Source organism: Streptomyces sp. MB09-02B (assembly GCF_033794485.1).
Lineage (GTDB): Bacteria > Actinomycetota > Actinomycetes > Streptomycetales > Streptomycetaceae > Streptomyces.
The window spans coordinates 1-18,872 of record NZ_JARGEE010000164.1 but is presented as its reverse complement, the minus strand read 5'-3'; the positions used below and the strand labels follow the sequence as shown (position 1 = coordinate 18,872).

The window sequence follows — 18,872 nt, the reverse complement described above, 5'->3', positions numbered from 1 at the left end:
TCCTTTTTTTGGGGGCTGGGAGTGTTGATAAGGGACAGGTAAGGGGGTTGGTCCGCGGCACGCCGCTCGCCGTGCGCGGGCGGCCCCCAGGGGGGAGCCTTGACCCTGGGGTCTGTCGCACGGTCGTGCGAGGAGGTGGTCGGCATGTCCGACGTCCACGCGTCAGGAGCGCGGACGACCGTCGAGACGGGACGCGTCGGCCATCCGCTGCTGTCGCTGGCGCTGGCCGCGATGATGGACGACGTCCAGGCCCACTCCGGCGCGGTGTACCTGCTGACGCCGGACGAGCCGGTCCTGGAGATGGCGGTCATGGCGGGGCTGCCGAGATCGTTCGCCGCGCCGTGGGAACGGGTCGGACTGAACTCGCCGATCCCGGTCTCCGAGGCCGTACGGGGGCGGCGGCTGGTGTGGGTCAGCGGCGAGGAGCAGATGGCCCGCCGCTATCCCCGGATCGCCGTGGTCCTGCCCTACCCGTTCGCCCTGGCCGCGCTGCCGGTGGCGACCCGTGACACCACCTACGGCGCCGTCTTCCTGACCTGGCCCGGCTCCCACCCGCCGGAGCTCAGCGAGCGCGAGCGGGACCAGCTGACGTCGGCCTGCGACCGGCTCGCGATGCGGCTGCGGCGCGCCGAGGAGGAGGGCCGGCCGGTGCTGCCGGAGCCGGACCTGTCGGCGCCGTCGACGACCACGGTCGCGGGGACGCTCGGCACGGTGGAGGCGGCGCGGATGGTGGCGCGGCTGCCGTACGGGATGTGCGCGCTCGATCTGCACGGGCGGATCACCTTCGCCAACGCGGCCACGGCCGAACTGCTCGGCATCCCGGTGAGCGGCCTGCTGGGCACCCAGTTGTGGGCGTCCGTGCCGTGGCTCAACGATCCCGCGTACGAGGACCGTTACCGGGCGGCCCTGATGAGCCAGCACGTGACCTCGTTCGTGGCGCTGCGACCGCCGAGCGACTGGCTGTCCTTCCGGCTCTACCCGGGGAGCAACGGTCTGAGCGTACGGATCTCCCGGGCCCGGGCGGTCGCCGAGGCCGAGCACGCGGCGCGGGAGGAGGACCACGGGCCGGGCCGGCTGGTGACCATCCACCACGTGCTGGCGCTGGCGAGCGCGCTCACCGAGGCGGTGGGGGTGCAGGACGTGGTGGAGCTGGTCGCCGACGAGATCGCCCCGGCCATCGGCAGCCAGGCCCTGGTGATGCTCGGTTCACGCGCCGGGCGGCTGCATGTGCTCGGGCACCGCGGCTACTCCGACCCGCACCTCGTCGAGCGCTTCGACGGGATGCCGCTCACCGCGGCGATGCCGGGGGCGCACGCCCTGACCACGGGGGTACCCGCGTTCTTCGAGTCCCGCCAGCAGCTGGAGCATCTCTACCCGCTGCGGCAGGACACCCCGGACGGGCTGGGCGCCTGGGCGTACATCCCGCTGATCGCCTCGGGGCGGCCGGTGGGCATCTGGGTCCTCGGGTACGCGGAGCCGCACCCGTTCCCGGCCGAGGAGCGCGCGGTGCTGACCAGCCTCAGCGGCCTCATCGCCCAGGCGCTGGAACGGGCGCTGTTGTACGACGCCAAGCACCAGGTGGCGCACGGGCTCCAGAAGGCGCTGCTGCCGCACTCGCTGCCGTCCATCCCGGGCATCGAGTCCGCCTCCCGCTATCTGCCCGCCACCCGTGGCATGGACATCGGCGGCGACTTCTTCGACCTGGTCCTCTCCCACGGGAGGGCGTCCGCCGTCATCGGGGACGTGCAGGGCCACAACGTGACGGCGGCGGGGCTGATGGGGCAGATCCGTACGGCGGTGCGCGCGTACACGACCGTCGGGCAGACACCGGAGGAGGTGATGAGCAGCACCAACCGGCTGCTGATCGACCTGGGTTCGGAACTGTTCGCCAGCTGTCTGTACCTGCGGCTGGACCCCGAGCACGGGACGGCCGTCATGGCGCGGGCCGGGCATCCGCCGCCCCTGCTGCGCCGGCCGGACGGGAAGGTGCGGGTGCTCGACCTCGCGGGCGGTCCGCTGCTGGGCATCGACGCGGCGGCCACGTACCCGACGACGGAGGTGGCCCTGACGGAGGGTTCGGTGCTGGCCCTGTACACGGACGGGCTGATCGAGTCGCCGGGCGTCGACATCGAGGACGCGCTGGCGGATCTCGGGGAGCGGCTGTCGACGACCGGGGAGCGGCCGCTGGACGCGCTGGCCGACTGTCTGGTGAGGGAGACCGAGGCGGCGGAGGAGCGTGCGGACGACGTGGCGCTGCTGCTGCTCCGGGCGACGGGGCGCTCCACGGGGTGAGGCCGCGCCCGACGCGATGCGGTCCGGCCCTCCCGCCGGAGGGCCGGACCGTGCCACCTGCCGGCCGGAACCGCTGTGGCGGGGCCGACGGGTGGGGCGTGGGGCGACGGCCGGGGACCAGTGGCCGCTGATCCCGGGCCGTCGTCCACGTACTCGGTGGCGCTGGCCTACTGCTGGACGCCCTGCTCGTCGACGCCCTGGTCGCCGACGCCCTGGTCGCCGACGCCCTGCTCGTGCTCCTGGCCCGCACCGGCGGCCGCGGCCTCGTCACCCGCACCGGCCACGGCACCCGCGTCGCCGGCACCGGCGGCTGCGGCGCCCTCTTCCTCGCCCGCGCCCGCCGCGGCGGCGCCCTCTTCCTCACCGGCACCGGCCACGGCACCGCCGTCGGCCTCCTCACCGGCTCCGGCGGCGGCGCCACCGTCGGCCTCTTCACCCGCACCGGCGGCGGCACCGCCGGCGGCTTCCTCACCGGCGCCCGCGCCGGCGTCGCCGAGGGTGGCGCCCGTGGCCGCGAGGGCGGTGGTGACCGGCTGGAAGAAGGTCTCGCCGCCGACGGTGCAGTCGCCGCTGCCGCCGGAGGTCAGACCGATGGCCTGGCCGTCCTCGGTGAAGAGCGAGCCGCCGCTGTCGCCGGGCTCGGCGCAGACGTCGGTCTGGATGAGACCGGTGACCGTGCCCTCGGGGTAGTTCACCGTGGCTTCGAGGCCGGTGACCTGGCCGTCGGCGAGCCCGGTGGTGCTGCCCATGCGGAAGACCTGGAGGCCGACCGCCGCCTCGCCGGCCGCGTTGATGTCGACCGTCTGGCCGTTGCCGAGGTCGACCGTGCTGGCCGCCTGGGTCGCCGGGTCGTTGTAGTTGACCAGGGCGAAGTCGCCCGCGCCCGGGAACGTGGCGGTCGCCGCGTCGACCGTGCCGATCGGCGCGCCGCCCTCCTCCTCGGACCACTCGGCTTCCGCGACACCGCAGTGACCGGCGGTCAGGAAGGCCGGGGCGCCTTCGGCGTTGACGACGTTGAAGCCGGCCGAGCAGCGGGCGCCGCCGCCGAAGATGGCGTCGCCGCCCTCCAGGAAGGGCTTGAAGGTGCCGGCGGACTTCTTGATGGTCGCCATGTCCGCGCCGAGCGACTTGACCGTCGACTCGATGGTGTCCCAGTTCTCGCCCGTGACCGTGGAGTCGGCGGTGACCTGGAGCTTGTTGGTGCGCGGGTCGATCGCCCAGGCGGTGCCGGGGACGGTGGCCTCCTCCTTCAGCGTGGCCGCGCCCTTCAGCAGCTCGGACCAGCTGTTCTCGACCTCACGGACCTCCGCGCCGGCCTCCTGGGCCTGGATGATCACGTTGTTGTCGTCGCCCTCGATCTGAAGACCGTCGATGACGTTGATGATGAGGCGCTGTTCGCCCGAGTCGTAATACGCGCCTGCGAACGCGTCACCGAGCAAGTCCTGCAGCTGGGAGGCGAGATCCGAGGCGTCACTCGCGGCGAGCGTCTTCGGGGCGGCGCCCTTGGCGTCCGTCTGCGACGCCATCGCGTTCGGCAGGATGAGGGCTGCCGCGCCGAGCGCCGCCACGCCGCCTGCGGCTATGTACGCCTTGCGCTTGGTGGCTCGTTTGTGACTCAACTCTTGACCTCCTGGGGACGGGGTCCGTACCGCCGTCCGGCGGGTGAACTGGGGGCGCCTGGTTGCCAGTTGGTACGGATGGTTCCGAGGGGGTGTTCAACGCTCCGCAAAAAGATTCCGATATTCCATTTCGCAAAGCGCGCTACGCCCCCCGTTCGCCTGCCATTTCACGACTTCCCGCCCGAGCGGCCTGTGGGAACCCTGTGACACCGGCGGACCGCCCCCTCCTGGACACACTCGGCCACCGCCCGGTAGCGGTCCGTCGACGCCGGTGATCGGGAAACCGGCTTCAGGGAATCTCCACACCGAATACCCGGCGGGGTCACGGCCGGTGGCAGTTCTGCACACGCGCGATTCGCGTACCGCGCCTTTGAGGAGGGACTGTCCAATTCGTTTTCCGGCAGGCAATCAAAGGCGTATGACGATGCCGCGATCCATGTGAAGAAGCTGCCCCCAAGCCGTGCCCGAGCCTGCACCAATGAACCGTCATGGTCACCAAGTGCGCTGGTGGGAGGCCATGTTGATTGGATGCGCACGGCGGCGATCTGCTTATATCCATCGCACCGCGGGGGCCGCCGAGCTCTCGTCGGACGGGAGCAGCCGGCTCTCGGTGACGAGAAGTGGGCACCCACGTGCGCGGCCGTCGTTCTGTCCCCAGAAGGGGGCCGCTCCCCCCTTATGAATAGCTATACGAAGGGAAGTTCCATCATGAACTCCACCCCCCAGGTTGAGACCGCCGAGATCTCGGACGCCGCCCTCGACGCCGTCTCCGGTGGCCTCTCGGTCAACGCCGTCGGCACCGTCACCGGCCTGGTGGACGGCATCGCCCCGGTCTCCGGCCTGGTCAACACGGCCGTCGGCACGGTCGAGGGTGTCACCGGTCTGAACACCGCCCCGGTCACCAGCCTGGTCGCCGGCATCTGATCGGCCCCCAGTGCCGCTGAGTCCCGGAACCACCTGACAGGTTCCGGGACTCTCGGGGTGCCCTGAAGCCCTACAAGGGAAGTCCCGTGCAGTTCCGCCAACAGGCCCTCGCCAAGCTCCAGTCACCGGAGGAACTCGACCTCCCGGTGCGCTTCGCCCGCCCCCAGGGCTGGCTGGTGCTGTCCGTCACGGTGGTCGCGATGGCCGCCGCCTCCGTATGGGCCGTCACGGGTTCCGTCGCCTCCACGGTCGGCGCGCCCGCCGTCCTCACCCACGGGCAGGGCAGTTACGTCCTCCAGAGCCCGGTCGCCGGGCAGGTCACCGCCGTCCTCGCGAAGCAGGGTGAGCGGTTGCCCGCCAGGGCTCCCGTCCTGAAGGTCGCCACCGCCGACGGCGAGCAGGTCGTACGGTCCGTCGCGGCCGGCCGGGTCTCCGCGCTCGCGGCCACCATCGGCCAGATCATTCAGACCGGCGCGAACGTCGCGGCCGTCGAGAAGGTCGCCGACGCCGACGACCCGCTCTACGCGACGGTGTACGTCCCCGCCGAGAACGCGGCCTCGATCCCGAAGGACGCCGAGGTGGACCTGACCGTGCAGTCGGCGCCCACCCAGCGGTACGGCGTGCTGCGCGGCCATGTGAAGAAGGTGGACCGCACCGCGCAGACCCCGCAGTCCATCGGCGCGTTCCTCGGTGACACCCAGCTGGGCGAGCAGTTCACCAAGAAGGGCCGACCCGTGGCCGTCACCGTACGGCTGGACCGCGAGGCGTCGACCGAGTCGGGCTACGAGTGGTCCTCGCAGGACGGGCCGCCGTTCGAGCTGACCTCCATGACCATGGCCACGGCGTCGATCCGGCTGGCCGACGAGCGTCCGATCGATTGGCTGCTGCCGTGACCGCGTCCCAGGACACCGCCCGGCCGCCCGCACGCGGCAGACGCAAGGCAGCCCCGTCGAAGCGCCCCGTGCCCAAGGGCAGGCAGAAGACCGTGCGTACGCCGACCGTCCTCCAGATGGAGGCCGTGGAGTGCGGCGCCGCGTCCCTCGCCATGGTGCTCGGCCACTACGGACGGCACATCCCGCTGGAGGAACTGCGCATCGCCTGCGGTGTCTCCCGGGACGGCTCGCGCGCCAGCAACCTGCTGAAGGCGGCCCGCAGTTACGGCCTGACCGCCAAGGGCATGCAGATGGACGTGGCCGCCCTCGCCGAGGTGAAGGCACCGGCCGTCCTCTTCTGGGAGTTCAACCACTACGTCGTCTACGACGGCATGGGCCGCCGCTTCGGCCGGCGCGGCGTCCACATCAACGACCCCGGCAAGGGCCGCCGGTTCGTGCCCATGGAGGACTTCGACGCAAGCTTCACCGGTGTCGTCCTCGTCATGGAGCCGGGCGACGCCTTCGAGAGGGGCGGACGCAGGCCCGGTGTCCTCGGCGCCATGCCCGCCCGGATGCGCGGCACCTCCGGCACCCTGCCCGCCGCCGTCCTCGCCAGCCTGCTGCTGGTGGCGGTCGGCGCGGCCGTCCCCGCGCTGAGCCGCACCTATATCGACATGTTCCTGATCGGCGGCCAGACCTCCCTGCTGGGCGTGCTGTTCGCGTCGATGGGCGCGTGCGTGCTACTGACGGTCCTGCTGACCTGGCTGCAGCAGGCCAACCTGCTGCGCGGCCGACTGATCTCCTCCACCCTCTCCAGCGCCCGCTTCCTGCGGCACCTGCTGCGGCTGCCCGTCACCTTCTTCTCCCAGCGCAGCCCCGCCGACCTCGTGCAGCGGCTCCAGTCCAACGACGCGGTGGCCGAGACCCTGGCCCGGGATCTCGCGGCGGCCGGTGTGGACGCGGTCGTGGTCGTCCTCTACGCCGTGCTCCTCTACACGTACGACCCGCAGCTCACCTTCGTCGGCATCGGGGTGGCGCTGCTGAACGTGGTGGCGATGCGGGTGGTGATCCGGCTGCGCGCGACCCGTACGGCGAAGCTGCGCGCGGACAACGCTCGGCTCACCAACACGGCGTACACCGGGCTCCAGCTGATCGAGACGATGAAGGCGACCGGCGGCGAGGAGGGCTACTTCCGCAAGTGGGCCGGGCAGCACGCCACCACGCTGGAGGAGCAGCAGCGGCTCGGGGTGCCGAGCGCCTGGCTGGGGGTGGTCGCCCCGACCCTGGCCACGCTCAACAGTGCGCTCATCCTCTGGATCGGCGGCATGCGGGCGGTCGAGGGCCATATATCCGTGGGCCTGCTGGTCGCGTTCCAGGCGCTGGTCACCCGGTTCACGGCGCCCCTCACCCGCCTCAACGGGGTGGCGGGCCGGATCCAGGACTTCGCGGCCGACGTGGCCCGGCTGAAGGACGTGGAGAACTTCCAGGCCGACCCGCTGTACGCCCGCCCGGACGCCGCCGAGTCCACGCGCCGGCTGAACGGCCACGTCGAGCTGGAGAACATCACCTTCGGCTACAGCCCCCTCGACAAGCCCCTGCTCACCGGCTTCGACCTCACCGTGGGCCCGGGGCAACAGGTGGCGCTCGTCGGCGGCTCCGGCAGCGGCAAGTCGACGGTGTCGAGGCTGATCTCTGGCCTCTACACCCCGTGGGAGGGCGTGATCCGCATCGACGGACGCCGCCTGGAGGACATCCCGAGGGGGGCTCTGGCCGCCTCCGTCTCCTTCGTCGACCAGGAGGTGTTCCTGTTCGAGGGCACGGTCCGCGACAACGTGGCCCTGTGGGACCCCTCGATCCCGGACGAGGCCGTCGTGGAGGCGCTGCGGGACGCGGCCCTGTACGACGTGGTGACGCGCCGCCCGGGCGGCATCCACAGCAGGGTCGAGCAGGACGGACGCAACTTCTCCGGCGGCCAGCGCCAACGCCTGGAGATCGCGCGGGCGTTGGTCCGCAGGCCCAGCATCCTCGTCCTCGACGAGGTGACCAGCGCGCTCGACGCGGAGACCGAGCTCACCGTCATGGACAACCTGCGCAAGCGCGGCTGCGCCTGTGTGGTGATCGCCCACCGGCTCTCCACCGTCCGCGACAGCGACGAGATCGTCGTCCTGCAGCACGGCACGATCGTGGAGCGCGGCCGGCACGAGGAGCTGGTGGGACGCGGCGGCGCGTACGCCCAGCTGGTCAGGGAGCGTTGAGATGACCTCCGTGCACGAGGGCCAAGGCGGTCAGGGCGGTCAGGGCGGCTACGACGGCGACCTCGTCCTCGGTGCGCTCGGCGCGATGGGCACCCCCCTCGACTGCGCCGGCCACACCCGCCTGGACCTCGAAGGCCCGCAGACACTGTGGCTGGTGGCCTCCGGTGCCCTGGACCTGTTCGCGGTCGACGCCGGCCAGCAGGGCCACTGGCACCATCTGGGCCGCCTCGAAGCGGGTGCGCTGCTGCTCGGCCCGGTCGCCGGGCCCCAGCACACCCTGGTCGCCCGCCCACTGCGCGACTGCGTGGTCCGGCGCATCGGACTGCGGGAGCTGTACCAGCAGGGGGGCACCGAGACCTGGTCGTACGACGAATGGGGCAACCCGCAGCTCGTGCCCCCGCAGACCAGCCCCCTCGAATACGCCCTCGCCCTGGGCGTCGGCCGGGGCCTGTCCATCCTCTTCCAGGCACCGATGGCCACCGAGCAGGCCGCCGCGCCCACCGACGACGACGTGTTCTGGATGCGGGTGCCGCCCGGCAGCGTCCAGTACGGCTCGCTGTACGGCGCTCAGGCGGCGGCCGATCTGCTGATGGACCCGGGGGTCTGGCAGAGCATGGTCGACCAGCAGTACCGGCTGCTGGCCACGCTGGACCGCTGGATCGAGCAGCTGGAGCGCACCCACGAGGACCGTACGGCCGCCGGGATCAAGGCCGGTGAGGCGGTACGCGCCCAGGCCGACCGCACCCTGCTCGCCTCCATCGGCAAGTCGTCCGCGAACCGGCGTACGACGGCGGCCGACGCGGACGCCACGTACGCCGCCTGCGGGCTCGTCGCCCGGGCGGCGGGGATCTCGCTGTCCGAACCGGCGCAGAGCGGAACCGAGAGCGACCGGCTCGACCCGGTGGAGCGCATCGCGCTCGCCTCCCGGGTCCGTGTCCGTGCCGTACGCCTCGCCGGGAGCTGGTGGCGGGAGAACGTCGGCCCGCTGGTCGGGCACCGGGCGCTGTCGGGTGCGCCGGTGGCGCTGCTGTGGCGGCGCGGCGGATATGTGGCCGTTCAGCCGTCGTCCGGCCGGGAGACACCGATCGAGAAGGCGAACGCGGCCGAGTTCGAGCCGCGTGCCGTGATGTTCTACCGCCCGCTGCCCGAACGGGTGCTGAGCCCGCTGCGCCTGATGCGGTTCAGCCTGCACGGGACGAGCGGTGACATGACGGGCCTGCTGCTCAGCGGGCTGGTGACGGTCGTGCTCGGCTCGCTGGTCCCCATCGCGACGGGCCGGATCCTCGGCGAGTACGTGCCGAAGGCCCAGGAGAACCTGATCGTGCAGGTCTGTCTGGCGATCATGCTGGCGAGCGTGGTGTCGGCGGCGTTCCTGCTGCTGCAGAACCTGACGATCCTCCGGCTGGAGGGCCGTATCGAGGCGACGCTGCAACCGGCGGTGTGGGACCGGCTGTTGCGCCTCCCGACGAAGTTCTTCACCTCGCGGTCCACGGGCGAACTGGCCAGCGCCGCCATGGGCATCAGCGCGATCCGCCGCACGCTGGCGGGCGTAGGCCCTGTGGTCGCCCAGTCGGTGACGGTCGGCGCGGTGAACCTCGCCCTGCTGCTCTGGTTCAGCGTCCCGATGGCCCTGGCGGCGATCGGCATGCTGGTGGTCGTGGCGGCGGTGTTCCTGGGCCTCGGTCTCTGGCAGGTCCGCTGGCAGCGCCGGCTGGTGGTGCTGGGCAACAAGCTGAACAACCAGGCATTCCAGACCCTGCGGGGTCTGCCGAAGCTCCGGGTGGCGGCCGCCGAGAACTACGCCTACGCGGCGTGGGCGGGCGAGTTCGCGCGCAGCCGGGAGCTGCAGCAGAAGGTCGGTGGCATCAAGAACCTCAACACGGTGCTGGGGACGGTGTATCTGCCGCTGTGCACCCTGCTGATGTTCATGCTGCTGGCGGGTCCGGCGCGGGGTTCGATGTCGGCGGCGGAGTTCCTGACCTTCAACACCTCGGTGACGATGCTGCTGACGTCGGTGACCCAGCTGACGGGGGCGTTCGTGTCGGCGGTGGCGGTGCTGCCGCTGTTCGAGGAGATCAAGCCGGTGCTGGAGGCGACGCCGGAGGTCCGCACGGGGAGCACCCGGCCGGGCGTGCTGTCCGGCGCGCTGGAGGCCCGCCGGGTCTCCTTCCGTTACGCCGACGACGGACCGCTCGTGCTGGACGACGTGTCCTTCTCCGTGGCGCCCGGGGAGTTCGTGGCGGTCGTCGGCCCGAGCGGCTGCGGGAAGTCGACGCTGCTGCGCCTGCTCATCGGCTTCGACAAGCCTGTCTCCGGGAGCGTCCTGTACGACGGTCAGGACCTCGGCGCGCTGGACCAGTCCGCCGTACGCCGTCAGTGCGGGGTCGTGCTGCAGCACGCCCAGCCGTTCACCGGCTCGATCCTGGACGTCATCTGCGGCACCGAGCCGTACACGCCGGAGGAGGCGATGGCGGCGGCCGCGATGGCGGGCCTGGCGGAGGACATCCAGCGCATGCCGATGGGCCTGCACACCATCGTCCAGGGCAACGGCGCGATCTCCGGCGGACAGCGGCAACGCCTGATGATCGCGCAGGCGTTGATCCGTCGGCCCCGGGTCCTCTTCTTCGACGAGGCCACCAGCGCCCTCGACAACGAGACCCAGCGCACGGTCATCGAGAGCACGCGGGCCCTGAACGCCACGCGGATCGTCATCGCCCACCGCTTGTCCACGGTGATGGACGCGGACCGCGTGGTGGTGATGGAGGACGGCAAGGTGGCGGAGGTGGGGGCACCGGGCGAGCTGCTGGCGAACCCGGCGGGGCGGCTGCACGAGCTGGTCCGCCGCCAGATGGCCTGACCGGCCCCCTGCCCGTCCGTTTTCGGGGCTCCGCCCCGGACCCCGTTCGCGCAGTTCCCCGCGCCCCTTGAAGGGCCGGATGCGCGCCGCTCAGAGCAAGAGGTCGCGCTCGTACCAGGTGCCCGTCCCACCGCTGAGGTGTTCCGGGTCGGCCGGACCGACGGGCACGAACCCGGCCTTGATCAGCACCTTCCGGGAGGCGGCGTTGTGGTGGGCCACGGCCGCCCGCAGGGTGCGCAGGCCGTGCTCGGTCGCCGCCCACCCGCACAGCTTCCGTACGGTCGCCGTCGCCACGCCCTGGCCGGCGACGTGCTGGGCGACTCGGTAGCCGAGGTCCGCGGAGTGGTCCTCGATGTCGACCAGGTTGAACCGGCCGAGTACCGAGCCGTCCTCGGCCACGAGCACGTGGAAGGCGCAGACACCGGCCTCCTGCTCGGCCAGCAGGGCGTGGAATCGGTCGGTGAACTGCGTGAAGAACGCATCGCCTCGGTCGGGGATCGAGGCGGCGAAGTAGGCACGGTTCGCCAGTTCGAAGTCCAGGACCGCCGCGGCATGTTCGGCACACAGCCGTTGCAACTCGGGCATCGCGCGACCCTAGTCGGAGGGAGCGCCGAGGGCACCTGGTTTCTTCCGCCCGGCAGGCGCCGGCCCCGGGATGAGGAGGACCGAGGCGACCGGCACCGCGGCGAGGGCCAGCCACGGGACGGGGGCCGGCAGACGGGCGTCCATCAGGGCTCCCGCCGCCGCGCTTCCCACCAGCACGATCAGGCCGGACACGGAGGACATCGCCCCGGTGTAGAGCCCCAGGCGGCCCTCCACGGCGAGATCGGGCACCCATGCGCGAGCCGCCGGAGCCACCAGCATCTGCCCCAGTGTCAGGAGGATCACGAAGGCGGCGGCGGGCAGCAGTCCCGCCGTGCCCGTCCACTCCGCGGGCAGAGCCAGGCCCACCACCACGAATCCGGAGGCGATCAGGAGCAACCCGCCGGCCATGGACCGCCGCAGGTCGAGCCGCCCGGCCGCCCACCGTGTCACCGGCAGCTGGGCCGCCACGACCAGCAGCGACGACAACCCGAACAGCCAGGCCAGCGCCGCCTGCGACCCGGTGGCCCGCTCCACCTCGTCGGGCAGGAGCAGGTACAGCTGGTTGTAGGCCAGCAGGTAGGCGCCGTACGCACAGCACAGCGCGAGGAACCGCCGGTTGCGCAACAGCCCGCCGAGGCCGCCCCGCACCTCGACGCGCTCCCGCCCCGGGATGTGCTGCGGCAGCAGCCGGAAGTGCCCGGCGAGGACCAGGACGAAGACTCCGGCGCCCGCGAGGCAGACCACCCGGTAGTCCACGGCCAGCAACAACGCGCCGATCAACGGCCCGACGAACGCCCCGGCCTGCCCCGCCACCGTGAACAGCGCGAGCACGCCGGTACGGGGCCCGCCGCCCGACTCCTCCCAGACCACCGCCTGCCGGGCGACCTCGGACTCGACGGCCGGGGAGAAGAGGGCAGCGGCGAACCCGATCAGCAGCACCGACCCGATGACCGACCAGTCCTCGTCCGCGTACCCGAGCCACACGAACCCGGCGATCCGCAGCACGCACCCGGCCAGCACCACGGGCCGTACGCCGTACCGGTCGGCGAGCGCACCGCCGACCACGAACAGCCCCTGCTGACTGAAGGTCCGCAGTCCCAGCACGAAGCCGACCATCCAGCCGGCCATGCCTATCGCCGTGCCGAGGTGCTCGGCGAGGAACGGCAGCACCGCGAAGAAGCCGATGTTGAAGGCGAGTTGGGTGAGGATCAGCAGCCGCAGGAGAGGGCTGAGTTTCGCCCAGGTTCCGCGCCGCGACACCTTGACGGCGCCGCCCCCGGCCACCTCGCGCGCTCCCTGTTTTCTCTCGGTCCTCTCCGCGGTCGTTCGCCCCGCGGGTTTCGCGGTCGGGTGCTGGTCGGGCTCGGTCATCCGGTCTCTCTGACGGTGGGGGCGGCGGCGGGCTCGGGTCGGTGTGCGGCACCGGCGAGCGGACGGCGCGGCAGGCGTGGCAGGCGCACCCCGCCCGTCGCCGTGACCGCGAGCGCGCCGAGGAGGGCGAGTGCGGTGGCGGGGGCCAGGACGGCCCAGGGAGCGCGTTCGGCGTAGGGCTGGTTCTCGGCGAGGAGGAGGCCCCATTCCGGATCCGGCGGCTGCGCGCCGAGGCCGAGGAAGCCCAGGGTGGTCAGGGCGAGGGCCACGCCGGGCAGGCGCAGCAGGGCGTGGCGGGCGACGGGCGGCAGCACGGCGGGCAGCAGCTCGCGGCGGAGCAGATACGCGTCGTCGGCGCCCAACCCCCTCGTGGCCGTGATGTGCGTCGTGGCCCGCTCCTGTTCGAGCAGGGCCGTGGTGTGCGCGGCCAGGGGCACCCAGGCGACGGCGGCCACGGCCAGCGCGGGTGTCGCCGCTCCGCCGCCGACCACTCCGGCGACGAGGAGACCCGCGAGGACCGCGGGCACGGCGTTGACGGTGTCGACGAGGGGCCCGGAGAAGCGGGGCAGCAACCCGAGCAGCACACCGGTCAGCAGCGCGGCGGCGCTGATCGCGACGGCCAGGGCGAGGGTCGTGAAGGCGCCGTGACCGATGCGGGCGAGGAGGTCACGCCCGAGCGCGTCGGTGCCCAACGGGTGTGCCCAGGAAGGGGGTTGGAGCCGGGCCCCGGTGTCGAGGGCGAGCGGGTCGCGGGTCAGGCCGAGCCCGACGACCGCCAGCAGGAGGCCGCCGTGCAGCAGGGGGGCGCGGCTCGGGGCCGGTGGTGCGGGCCGGTGCAGGGAGTGGAGCGCGCCGTCGCGCAGGGCGGGGCCGATGAGGCGGTGGACGGCGAGGCGGGCGAGGGCCCCGGCGACGGCGGCGAGGAGAACGAGGGCGAGGGTGCCGGCCTGGAGGACGGGGAGGTCCTGGGCGAGGGCGGCCTGGAGGGTGGTGCGGCCGAGGCCGGGTATGTCGAAGACCTGCTCGACGGTGACGGCACCGCCGGTGAGGCCGACCACGAACAGGCCGAGGTTGGGCAGCAGTCCGGGTACGCAGCGGCGTACGGCGTGGCGGGCGGTGGCCCGCCCGGGTATGCCCCGCGCGGCGGCGGCCAGCGCCCAGGGCTCGGCGAAGGCACCGGGCAACAGGTCGTCGAGCATCCGGCCGAGCAGCGCGCCGGCGGGCAGGCCGAGGGCGAGGGCGGGCAGCACCATCCACCGCGGCCCGTACCAGCCGAGCGCGGGCAGCCACCCGAGGTGGACCCCGACGACGACGGCGAGCACGGAGGCGGTGAGGAACTCGGGCAGCGCGGCGAGCATCGCGGCACCGCTGCCTCCGCCTCGGCGGTCGTCGAGACGGCGGTGCGCGCCGAGCCACAACGTGCGGGCGCAAACCGCCGCGGCCGTGGCCGCCGCGACGAGAAGCGCGGCGGCCATCAGCAGCAGGGAGACGCCGAGGGCCTGGAGGACGGACGGGGTGACCTCGGCGCCGGAGATCCACGACCGGCCCGCGTCACCGCGCGCCAGCCCGCCGAACCACTCCCCCAGGAGCCTCAAGGGACCCGCGTCGAGGCCGAGTTCGTCGCGTACGGCGGCCAGGACCTCCGGCGTCGGGTCGCGTTCGGCGGAGCGTGCCTTGAGGACGGTCAGCGCCGGGTCGGTGCGCGACAGCCACGGCAGCAGGCCGATGCCGCACAGCAGGCCGGCGGCGAGCAGGGCTCGCCAGAGTGCCCGTTTCAGCGCCGGGTCCCCGTGCCGACCAGCGTGCGCTCGTACGGGTCGAGGATCACGCCCCGCACGGAGGCGTCGACACCGGTGATGATCCGCTGGTGGACGAGCGGGACGGTGGCGTCGGTGGCGAGGATCGCCGCCTCGGCGTTCATGGCCGCCTGCTGCCGCTTGGCGGTGTCGGACTCCTTCTCGGCGGCGGCGACGGCACGGTCGACCTTCTTGTCGCAGAGCAGGGCGAGGTTGTAACTGCCGTCGCAGGTGAAGTCGCTGGCCAGGATGGTGACGGGGTCACCGGTGTCGAGCAGGGAGTTGCGGGCGCCGACGAAGGCGTCGAACTTGCCTGCGAGAACGTCGCTCTCCAGCCGCGAGTACTCGCGGACCTCCAGCTTGACCTCGAACCCGGCCTCCCTGAGCTGCTGTTGCAGCACCTGGGCGACCTCGGGCAGTTCGGGCCGGTTGTCGTAGGTGGCGATGGTCACGGAGGTGCCGTCGGGGTCGGCGGCCTTCGCGCGGCCGACCGGTTCGACACGCTTGCCGGCGGCCCAGGTCACGGCGGGGCCGAAGATGCCGACCCCGGCGTCCGCGTGGCCCTCGTACACGTCCTTGGCGAGGACGGAGCCGTCGACGGCCTCGCGGGCGGCGGCCCGCAGCTTCGGGTCCTTGAAAGCGCCGGTCCTGGTGTTGAGCAGGAGGCTGGTGGTGCGGGTGGTGGCCGTCTCGCGACGGGTGCCCTTGTCGAGGGTGGCGGCCTGCGACACAGGGACGGCCTCGGCGACGTCGACCTGGTCGGTGCGCAGGGCGTTGGTGCGCGCGGAGCCGTCGGCTATGAACTTGGCGTCGATGCCGCTCGCCTGGGCGCGCCCGCCCCAGTAGTCCTCGAAGCGGTCCAGGGTGGCCGCGGTGGTGCCGGTGACCTTGGTGAGCTCGAACGGGCCGGTGGCCGTGCCGACCGGGTTCACGCGCTTGCCGCCGTATGCCTTGGCGGACAGGATCGCGAGGCCGGGGCTGGTGAGCCTGAGCGGCAGGGCGGGGTCCGGGCTTTCGGTGGTGACGCGCACCTGGCGGTCGCCCTCGGCCTTCGCGGTGAGGCTGATGCCGGAGAGCGCGGCGGTGACCGGCTCGGCCTCGGTGGCCCGGGTGAGGGCGGTGGCGACGGTGGCCGGGGTGACGTCGCCGCCGTCCTGGAAGGTGGCCTCGCGCAGGGTGAAGAGCCAGTTCCGGTCGTTCTCGCGGGTCCAGGACTCGGCGAGCGCGGGGGCCGGGACGCCGTTGGCGTCCAGCTTGGTCAGGCCTTCGGTGACGCCGAGCCGGCTGAGGAGGGTGGCGTCGGCGCCGTACGGCGAGAAGTTCTCGGCGGGCGGGAAGGCGAGGGCCACGCGCAGTCGGGAGCCGTCGCCGGAGGCGTCGTCGGTGGTCCCTCCGTCCGAGGCGAAGCAGCCGGTCAGCAGGGGGGCGAGGAGCAGGCCGGCGACGGCGCGACGGCGACGGGGAGAGCGCATGGTCCTTGGTTCTCTGTGGGGAGCGGGCGGCGGCGGAACGGAACGACGGGGTGGGGCATCACGCAGGCTACATGACAATGATTGTCATCTAGTCGGCGAGGCGGTGCCGCCCACGGGGCACCGACACCGGTTCCGGCACTGGCACTGGCACTGGCACTGGCACTGGCACTGGCACTGGCACTGGCACCGAGGCCGATACCGACACCGGGACCTCGAAGTGCACCACCCGTTCCCCGGTCGTCTCGCGCTCGTCGCACACGGCCTCGCCCTGCGAACGCCAGAAGTCCTCGGCGCCGGGCACCGCGGGGTCGGTGTGCAGGTACACGGACCGGTAACCGCCGTCGGCCGCAGCGAAGTCCAGCAGCGCGGCGACCAGCCGCCGGGCCAGCCCACGCCGCCGGTGCTCGGGACGGACGTACACCCGGCGCAGCTGCGCGGTCTCCCCGGACGGGTAACGCTCGGCCAGCCAACGGGGGTTGGGGGGATGGGCGGGCCCCCGCGAGTCCAGCGCGCCCGTGGCAACGACCGCACCGTCCCGCTCGTCGACCGCCACCAGGAGCACATGGCGGTCGGGGTCGACGTACGCGCCCCGCAGATCGATGATGTCGCCGTGCCAGCGCGGCACATAGCCGGTGCCGAAGTCCCGGTAGACGGTGTCGAGCATCACCGTCCGCGCGCCGTCGATGTCCTCGGGCCCCGCCACCCTGATGTCGTAGTCCTGCACCTGCACATCATATGCAATTAGTCTGATCATTTCGATCAGGGGCGGTCTGCAGACCCTTCGGCGGGTGGTGCTACCGCGGCGCGCGGGCGGCCTGGATGCGACGGTGTGCCACCGGCCGCCGTACGGGACACGCGTGTTGACGCGACTACCGGGTACTCCGGAGGTCATGCGGATGAGCGTGGTGGATGTGGGATCGAACACGGTACGACTCGTGGTGGCGGACGCCGAGGGGGGTGTGCCGCTGCCGGTGCACACCGCGAAGTGGCGCCTGCGGCTGTCCGAGCAGGTGCCGCCCGGGGGTGAGGTGCCCGACGAGGCCGTACGGCGGTTGTGCCGGGCGGTCACGGCGGCGGCACGCACGGCGGAGAGATGGAAGGCGTCGACACCACTGGCGTTCGCGACCGCAGTGGTGCGGTCCGCGCCGAACTGCCGTGAGGTGCTGCGCACCGTGCGCGCGGAGACCGGTGTGCCGATCTGCACCCTGCCCGGCGAGGTGGAGGCCGAACTCACCTTCCTCGGCGCGCGGCGGTGGATGGGCTGGCGATCGGGGCCGCTGGCCCTGCTGGACATCGGGGGCGGCTCGCTGGAGGTGGCCTTCGGGCGGGGACGGCTGCCGGACTTCGTGGCCTCGCTGCCGCTGGGCGCCAACCGGCTGACGCACGAGTTCTTCCACGGGCAGGACCCGCCGTCGGCGGAGAGCATCAAGGCGCTGCGCCGGAAGGTCCGTCACCAGCTCCGGGACGTCTCGGCCCGCATCCGGTGGGAGGGACCGCGCACCGCCGTGGCGACCTCGCGCACCTTCCAGCAGCTCTCCCGGCTGTGCGGATCCGCACCGGGCCGCCACGGTCCCTTCGTGGAACGGGAGTTGCGGTGCGCGGACCTCGGCGAAGCCATCACCCGTCTCGCCGCCCTGCCCGCGGCCCAGCGGTCCGCGCTGCCGGGCATCTCCGCGCCCCGGGCGACCCAGAGCCTGGCCGGGGCGCTGGTCGGGCACACCACGATGAAGCTCGCCGGCCTGAAGAGCGTGACGATCTGCCCCTGGGCGATCCGCGAGGGCGTCCTGCTGCGGCACATCGAGGACGGCCCGGCCTGGTGGTCGGAGGTGACGCGGGACGTCGAAGCGACCGGGTCGGCCGGTGCGAGCACGCCGGGCGCGGTGCCCCTGCGCATCGCGGCACCGGCCCGCTGACCGCACCCGGCCGACCCGACCCGACCCGACCTGATACGACCCGACCTGATTCGACTCGCCCCAACTCCCCTCACCGCCCCGGAAGGAGTCCTCCATGAACCACCACGACGAGCAGAGCCGGGACAACACGCACGACAAGCAAGGCAAGCACGACCGGCGCGGCGGGAAGGACGAGCCCGACACCGCCCTCGACGAGATCCTGCGCGAGGCGGAGCGGGCCGAGACGGACGTCACCGACTCAAGGCCCCGTCGTCACGACGGCGAGGCAGGCGACGCGATCACACCCAACGAGCGGGCCCAGGAGGAGTCGCACCACGACTAGTTCGCCGGAGACGCGGCCGACAACAGTCCCCCCGAAAGTCAAGACGGGTGGCGACAATTCACCTTTTCGGGTGTCGTAGATCTTGCGCCGGGCGCGAAAGGGATGGCCTGCTCCGCGCCGGGGTAGCTAACCGGATCCAATGCGCCCTACCCCTGACAAGGTGGAGCCGCCATGACGCCGGATGCCCATGACCGCGCCGCCCCTCACCCCGAGGACACGGCCCCCGAGCCCGGATCCGGGGCCGCGTCCGGATCCGGGGCCCCGTCCGGGGCGGCGGCGGACAATCCGTACGCCCGCACCCGTCGGACCGGCCCCTTCGTCGTCGTGGTGGTCTCGGGGGAGATCGACATGGCGTCGGCGGGGTCCCTCGCCGAGCATCTGACGGCCGCCGCCACCGGGGCAGCCCCGCCGGACGTGCTCGTCGACCTGCGCCACGTCGTCTTCTTCGACTGCTCCGGGCTGCGCGTGCTGTGCCGAGCGGAGGCCACGGCCAGGTCGCGCGGCGGGCGGCTCCGTCTCGTCTCCGACCAGCCCCGGATCCACCGACTGCTGCGCGCCGCCGGTCTGCTGGGCCGTTTCCCACCGCTCCCGGAC

The 18,872-nt window shown here is 72.6% G+C and carries 13 protein-coding genes and 1 pseudogene; 8 read left to right on the top strand and 6 right to left on the bottom strand.

Annotated elements, in window-relative coordinates; all coding sequences use genetic code 11:
- The first annotated feature begins 144 nt into the window (after positions 1 to 144).
- Entirely contained in the window at positions 145 to 2,292 is a 2,148-nt protein-coding gene (locus P1P70_RS22670) for a SpoIIE family protein phosphatase (RefSeq protein ID WP_319240592.1), read from the top strand.
- 167 nt (positions 2,293 to 2,459) lie between these two features.
- Here P1P70_RS22670 and P1P70_RS22665 read toward each other — a convergent pair whose 3' ends face one another.
- Positions 2,460 to 3,911: a S1 family peptidase gene (locus tag P1P70_RS22665; protein ID WP_319240590.1), complete on the bottom strand. Its 1,452-nt coding sequence runs from the start codon at positions 3,909 to 3,911 to the stop codon at positions 2,460 to 2,462.
- Between the two features lie 708 nt (positions 3,912 to 4,619).
- Here P1P70_RS22665 and P1P70_RS22660 point away from each other — a divergent pair.
- The 4 genes from P1P70_RS22660 (at position 4,620) to P1P70_RS22645 (ending at position 10,819) form a co-directional block, all read left to right on the top strand.
- Positions 4,620 to 4,835: a type A2 lantipeptide gene (locus P1P70_RS22660; protein WP_319240588.1), complete on the top strand. Its 216-nt coding sequence runs from the start codon at positions 4,620 to 4,622 to the stop codon at positions 4,833 to 4,835.
- An 86-nt stretch (positions 4,836 to 4,921) separates the two neighbouring features.
- Positions 4,922 to 5,728, top strand: a complete 807-nt coding sequence (locus P1P70_RS22655) for an HlyD family efflux transporter periplasmic adaptor subunit (protein WP_319240586.1) — start codon at positions 4,922 to 4,924, stop codon at positions 5,726 to 5,728.
- 68 nt (positions 5,729 to 5,796) lie between these two features.
- Positions 5,797 to 7,962 (top strand): NHLP family bacteriocin export ABC transporter peptidase/permease/ATPase subunit, encoded by a 2,166-nt coding sequence (locus P1P70_RS22650; RefSeq protein ID WP_413471525.1) that lies wholly within the window; start codon positions 5,797 to 5,799, stop codon positions 7,960 to 7,962.
- A 1-nt stretch (position 7,963) separates the two neighbouring features.
- Positions 7,964 to 10,819, top strand: a complete 2,856-nt coding sequence (locus tag P1P70_RS22645; protein ID WP_319240582.1) for an NHLP bacteriocin export ABC transporter permease/ATPase subunit — start codon at positions 7,964 to 7,966, stop codon at positions 10,817 to 10,819.
- 90 nt (positions 10,820 to 10,909) lie between these two features.
- Here P1P70_RS22645 and P1P70_RS22640 read toward each other — a convergent pair whose 3' ends face one another.
- The 5 genes and pseudogenes from P1P70_RS22640 to P1P70_RS22620 form a co-directional block, all read right to left on the bottom strand.
- Positions 10,910 to 11,404 carry a GNAT family N-acetyltransferase gene (locus tag P1P70_RS22640; RefSeq protein WP_319240581.1) on the bottom strand — a complete coding sequence of 165 codons (495 nt, stop codon included), beginning with the start codon at positions 11,402 to 11,404 and terminating at the stop codon, positions 10,910 to 10,912.
- A 9-nt stretch (positions 11,405 to 11,413) separates the two neighbouring features.
- Positions 11,414 to 12,775 (bottom strand): MDR family MFS transporter, encoded by a 1,362-nt coding sequence (locus P1P70_RS22635; protein ID WP_413471524.1) that lies wholly within the window; start codon positions 12,773 to 12,775, stop codon positions 11,414 to 11,416.
- On the bottom strand, positions 12,772 to 14,250 hold the full coding sequence (locus tag P1P70_RS22630; RefSeq protein ID WP_319240594.1) for an ABC transporter permease subunit: 1,479 nt from the start codon (positions 14,248 to 14,250) through the stop codon (positions 12,772 to 12,774). Before P1P70_RS22630 ends, P1P70_RS22635 begins: the two co-directional genes overlap by 4 nt.
- A gap of 299 nt (positions 14,251 to 14,549) precedes the next feature.
- Positions 14,550 to 16,043, bottom strand: a complete 1,494-nt coding sequence (locus P1P70_RS22625; RefSeq protein WP_319240576.1) for an ABC transporter substrate-binding protein — start codon at positions 16,041 to 16,043, stop codon at positions 14,550 to 14,552.
- Positions 16,044 to 16,245: 202 nt separating this feature from the next.
- Positions 16,246 to 16,767 (bottom strand): annotated as a pseudogene (locus P1P70_RS22620) (GNAT family N-acetyltransferase); the annotation flags it as partial.
- Positions 16,768 to 16,933: 166 nt separating this feature from the next.
- Here P1P70_RS22620 and P1P70_RS22615 point away from each other — a divergent pair.
- The 3 genes from P1P70_RS22615 to P1P70_RS22605 all read left to right on the top strand — a co-directional run.
- The gene (locus P1P70_RS22615; protein WP_319240574.1) at positions 16,934 to 17,956 is read left to right on the top strand and encodes a Ppx/GppA family phosphatase; all 1,023 of its coding nucleotides are present in this window, start codon (positions 16,934 to 16,936) and stop codon (positions 17,954 to 17,956) included.
- Between the two features lie 94 nt (positions 17,957 to 18,050).
- Positions 18,051 to 18,278 (top strand): hypothetical protein, encoded by a 228-nt coding sequence (locus P1P70_RS22610; protein ID WP_319240572.1) that lies wholly within the window; start codon positions 18,051 to 18,053, stop codon positions 18,276 to 18,278.
- A 171-nt stretch (positions 18,279 to 18,449) separates the two neighbouring features.
- A partial coding sequence (locus P1P70_RS22605; RefSeq protein WP_319240570.1) for an STAS domain-containing protein occupies positions 18,450 to 18,872 on the top strand: 423 nt, incomplete at its 3' end.

Bases quoted from the DNA above. Each gene is read 5' to 3' on its own strand.
- P1P70_RS22670 (WP_319240592.1), top strand. From the start codon at position 145: ATGTCCGACGTCCACGCGTCAGGAGCGCGGACGACCGTCGAGACGGGA.
- P1P70_RS22660 (WP_319240588.1), top strand. From the start codon at position 4,620: ATGAACTCCACCCCCCAGGTTGAGACCGCCGAGATCTCGGACGCCGCC.
- P1P70_RS22645 (WP_319240582.1), top strand. From the start codon at position 7,964: ATGACCTCCGTGCACGAGGGCCAAGGCGGTCAGGGCGGTCAGGGCGGC.
- P1P70_RS22640 (WP_319240581.1), bottom strand. From the start codon at position 11,404: ATGCCCGAGTTGCAACGGCTGTGTGCCGAACATGCCGCGGCGGTCCTG.
- P1P70_RS22635 (WP_413471524.1), bottom strand. From the start codon at position 12,775: ATGACCGAGCCCGACCAGCACCCGACCGCGAAACCCGCGGGGCGAACG.
- P1P70_RS22630 (WP_319240594.1), bottom strand. From the start codon at position 14,250: ATGGCCGCCGCGCTTCTCGTCGCGGCGGCCACGGCCGCGGCGGTTTGC.
- P1P70_RS22625 (WP_319240576.1), bottom strand. From the start codon at position 16,043: ATGCGCTCTCCCCGTCGCCGTCGCGCCGTCGCCGGCCTGCTCCTCGCC.
- P1P70_RS22615 (WP_319240574.1), top strand. From the start codon at position 16,934: ATGCGGATGAGCGTGGTGGATGTGGGATCGAACACGGTACGACTCGTG.
- P1P70_RS22610 (WP_319240572.1), top strand. From the start codon at position 18,051: ATGAACCACCACGACGAGCAGAGCCGGGACAACACGCACGACAAGCAA.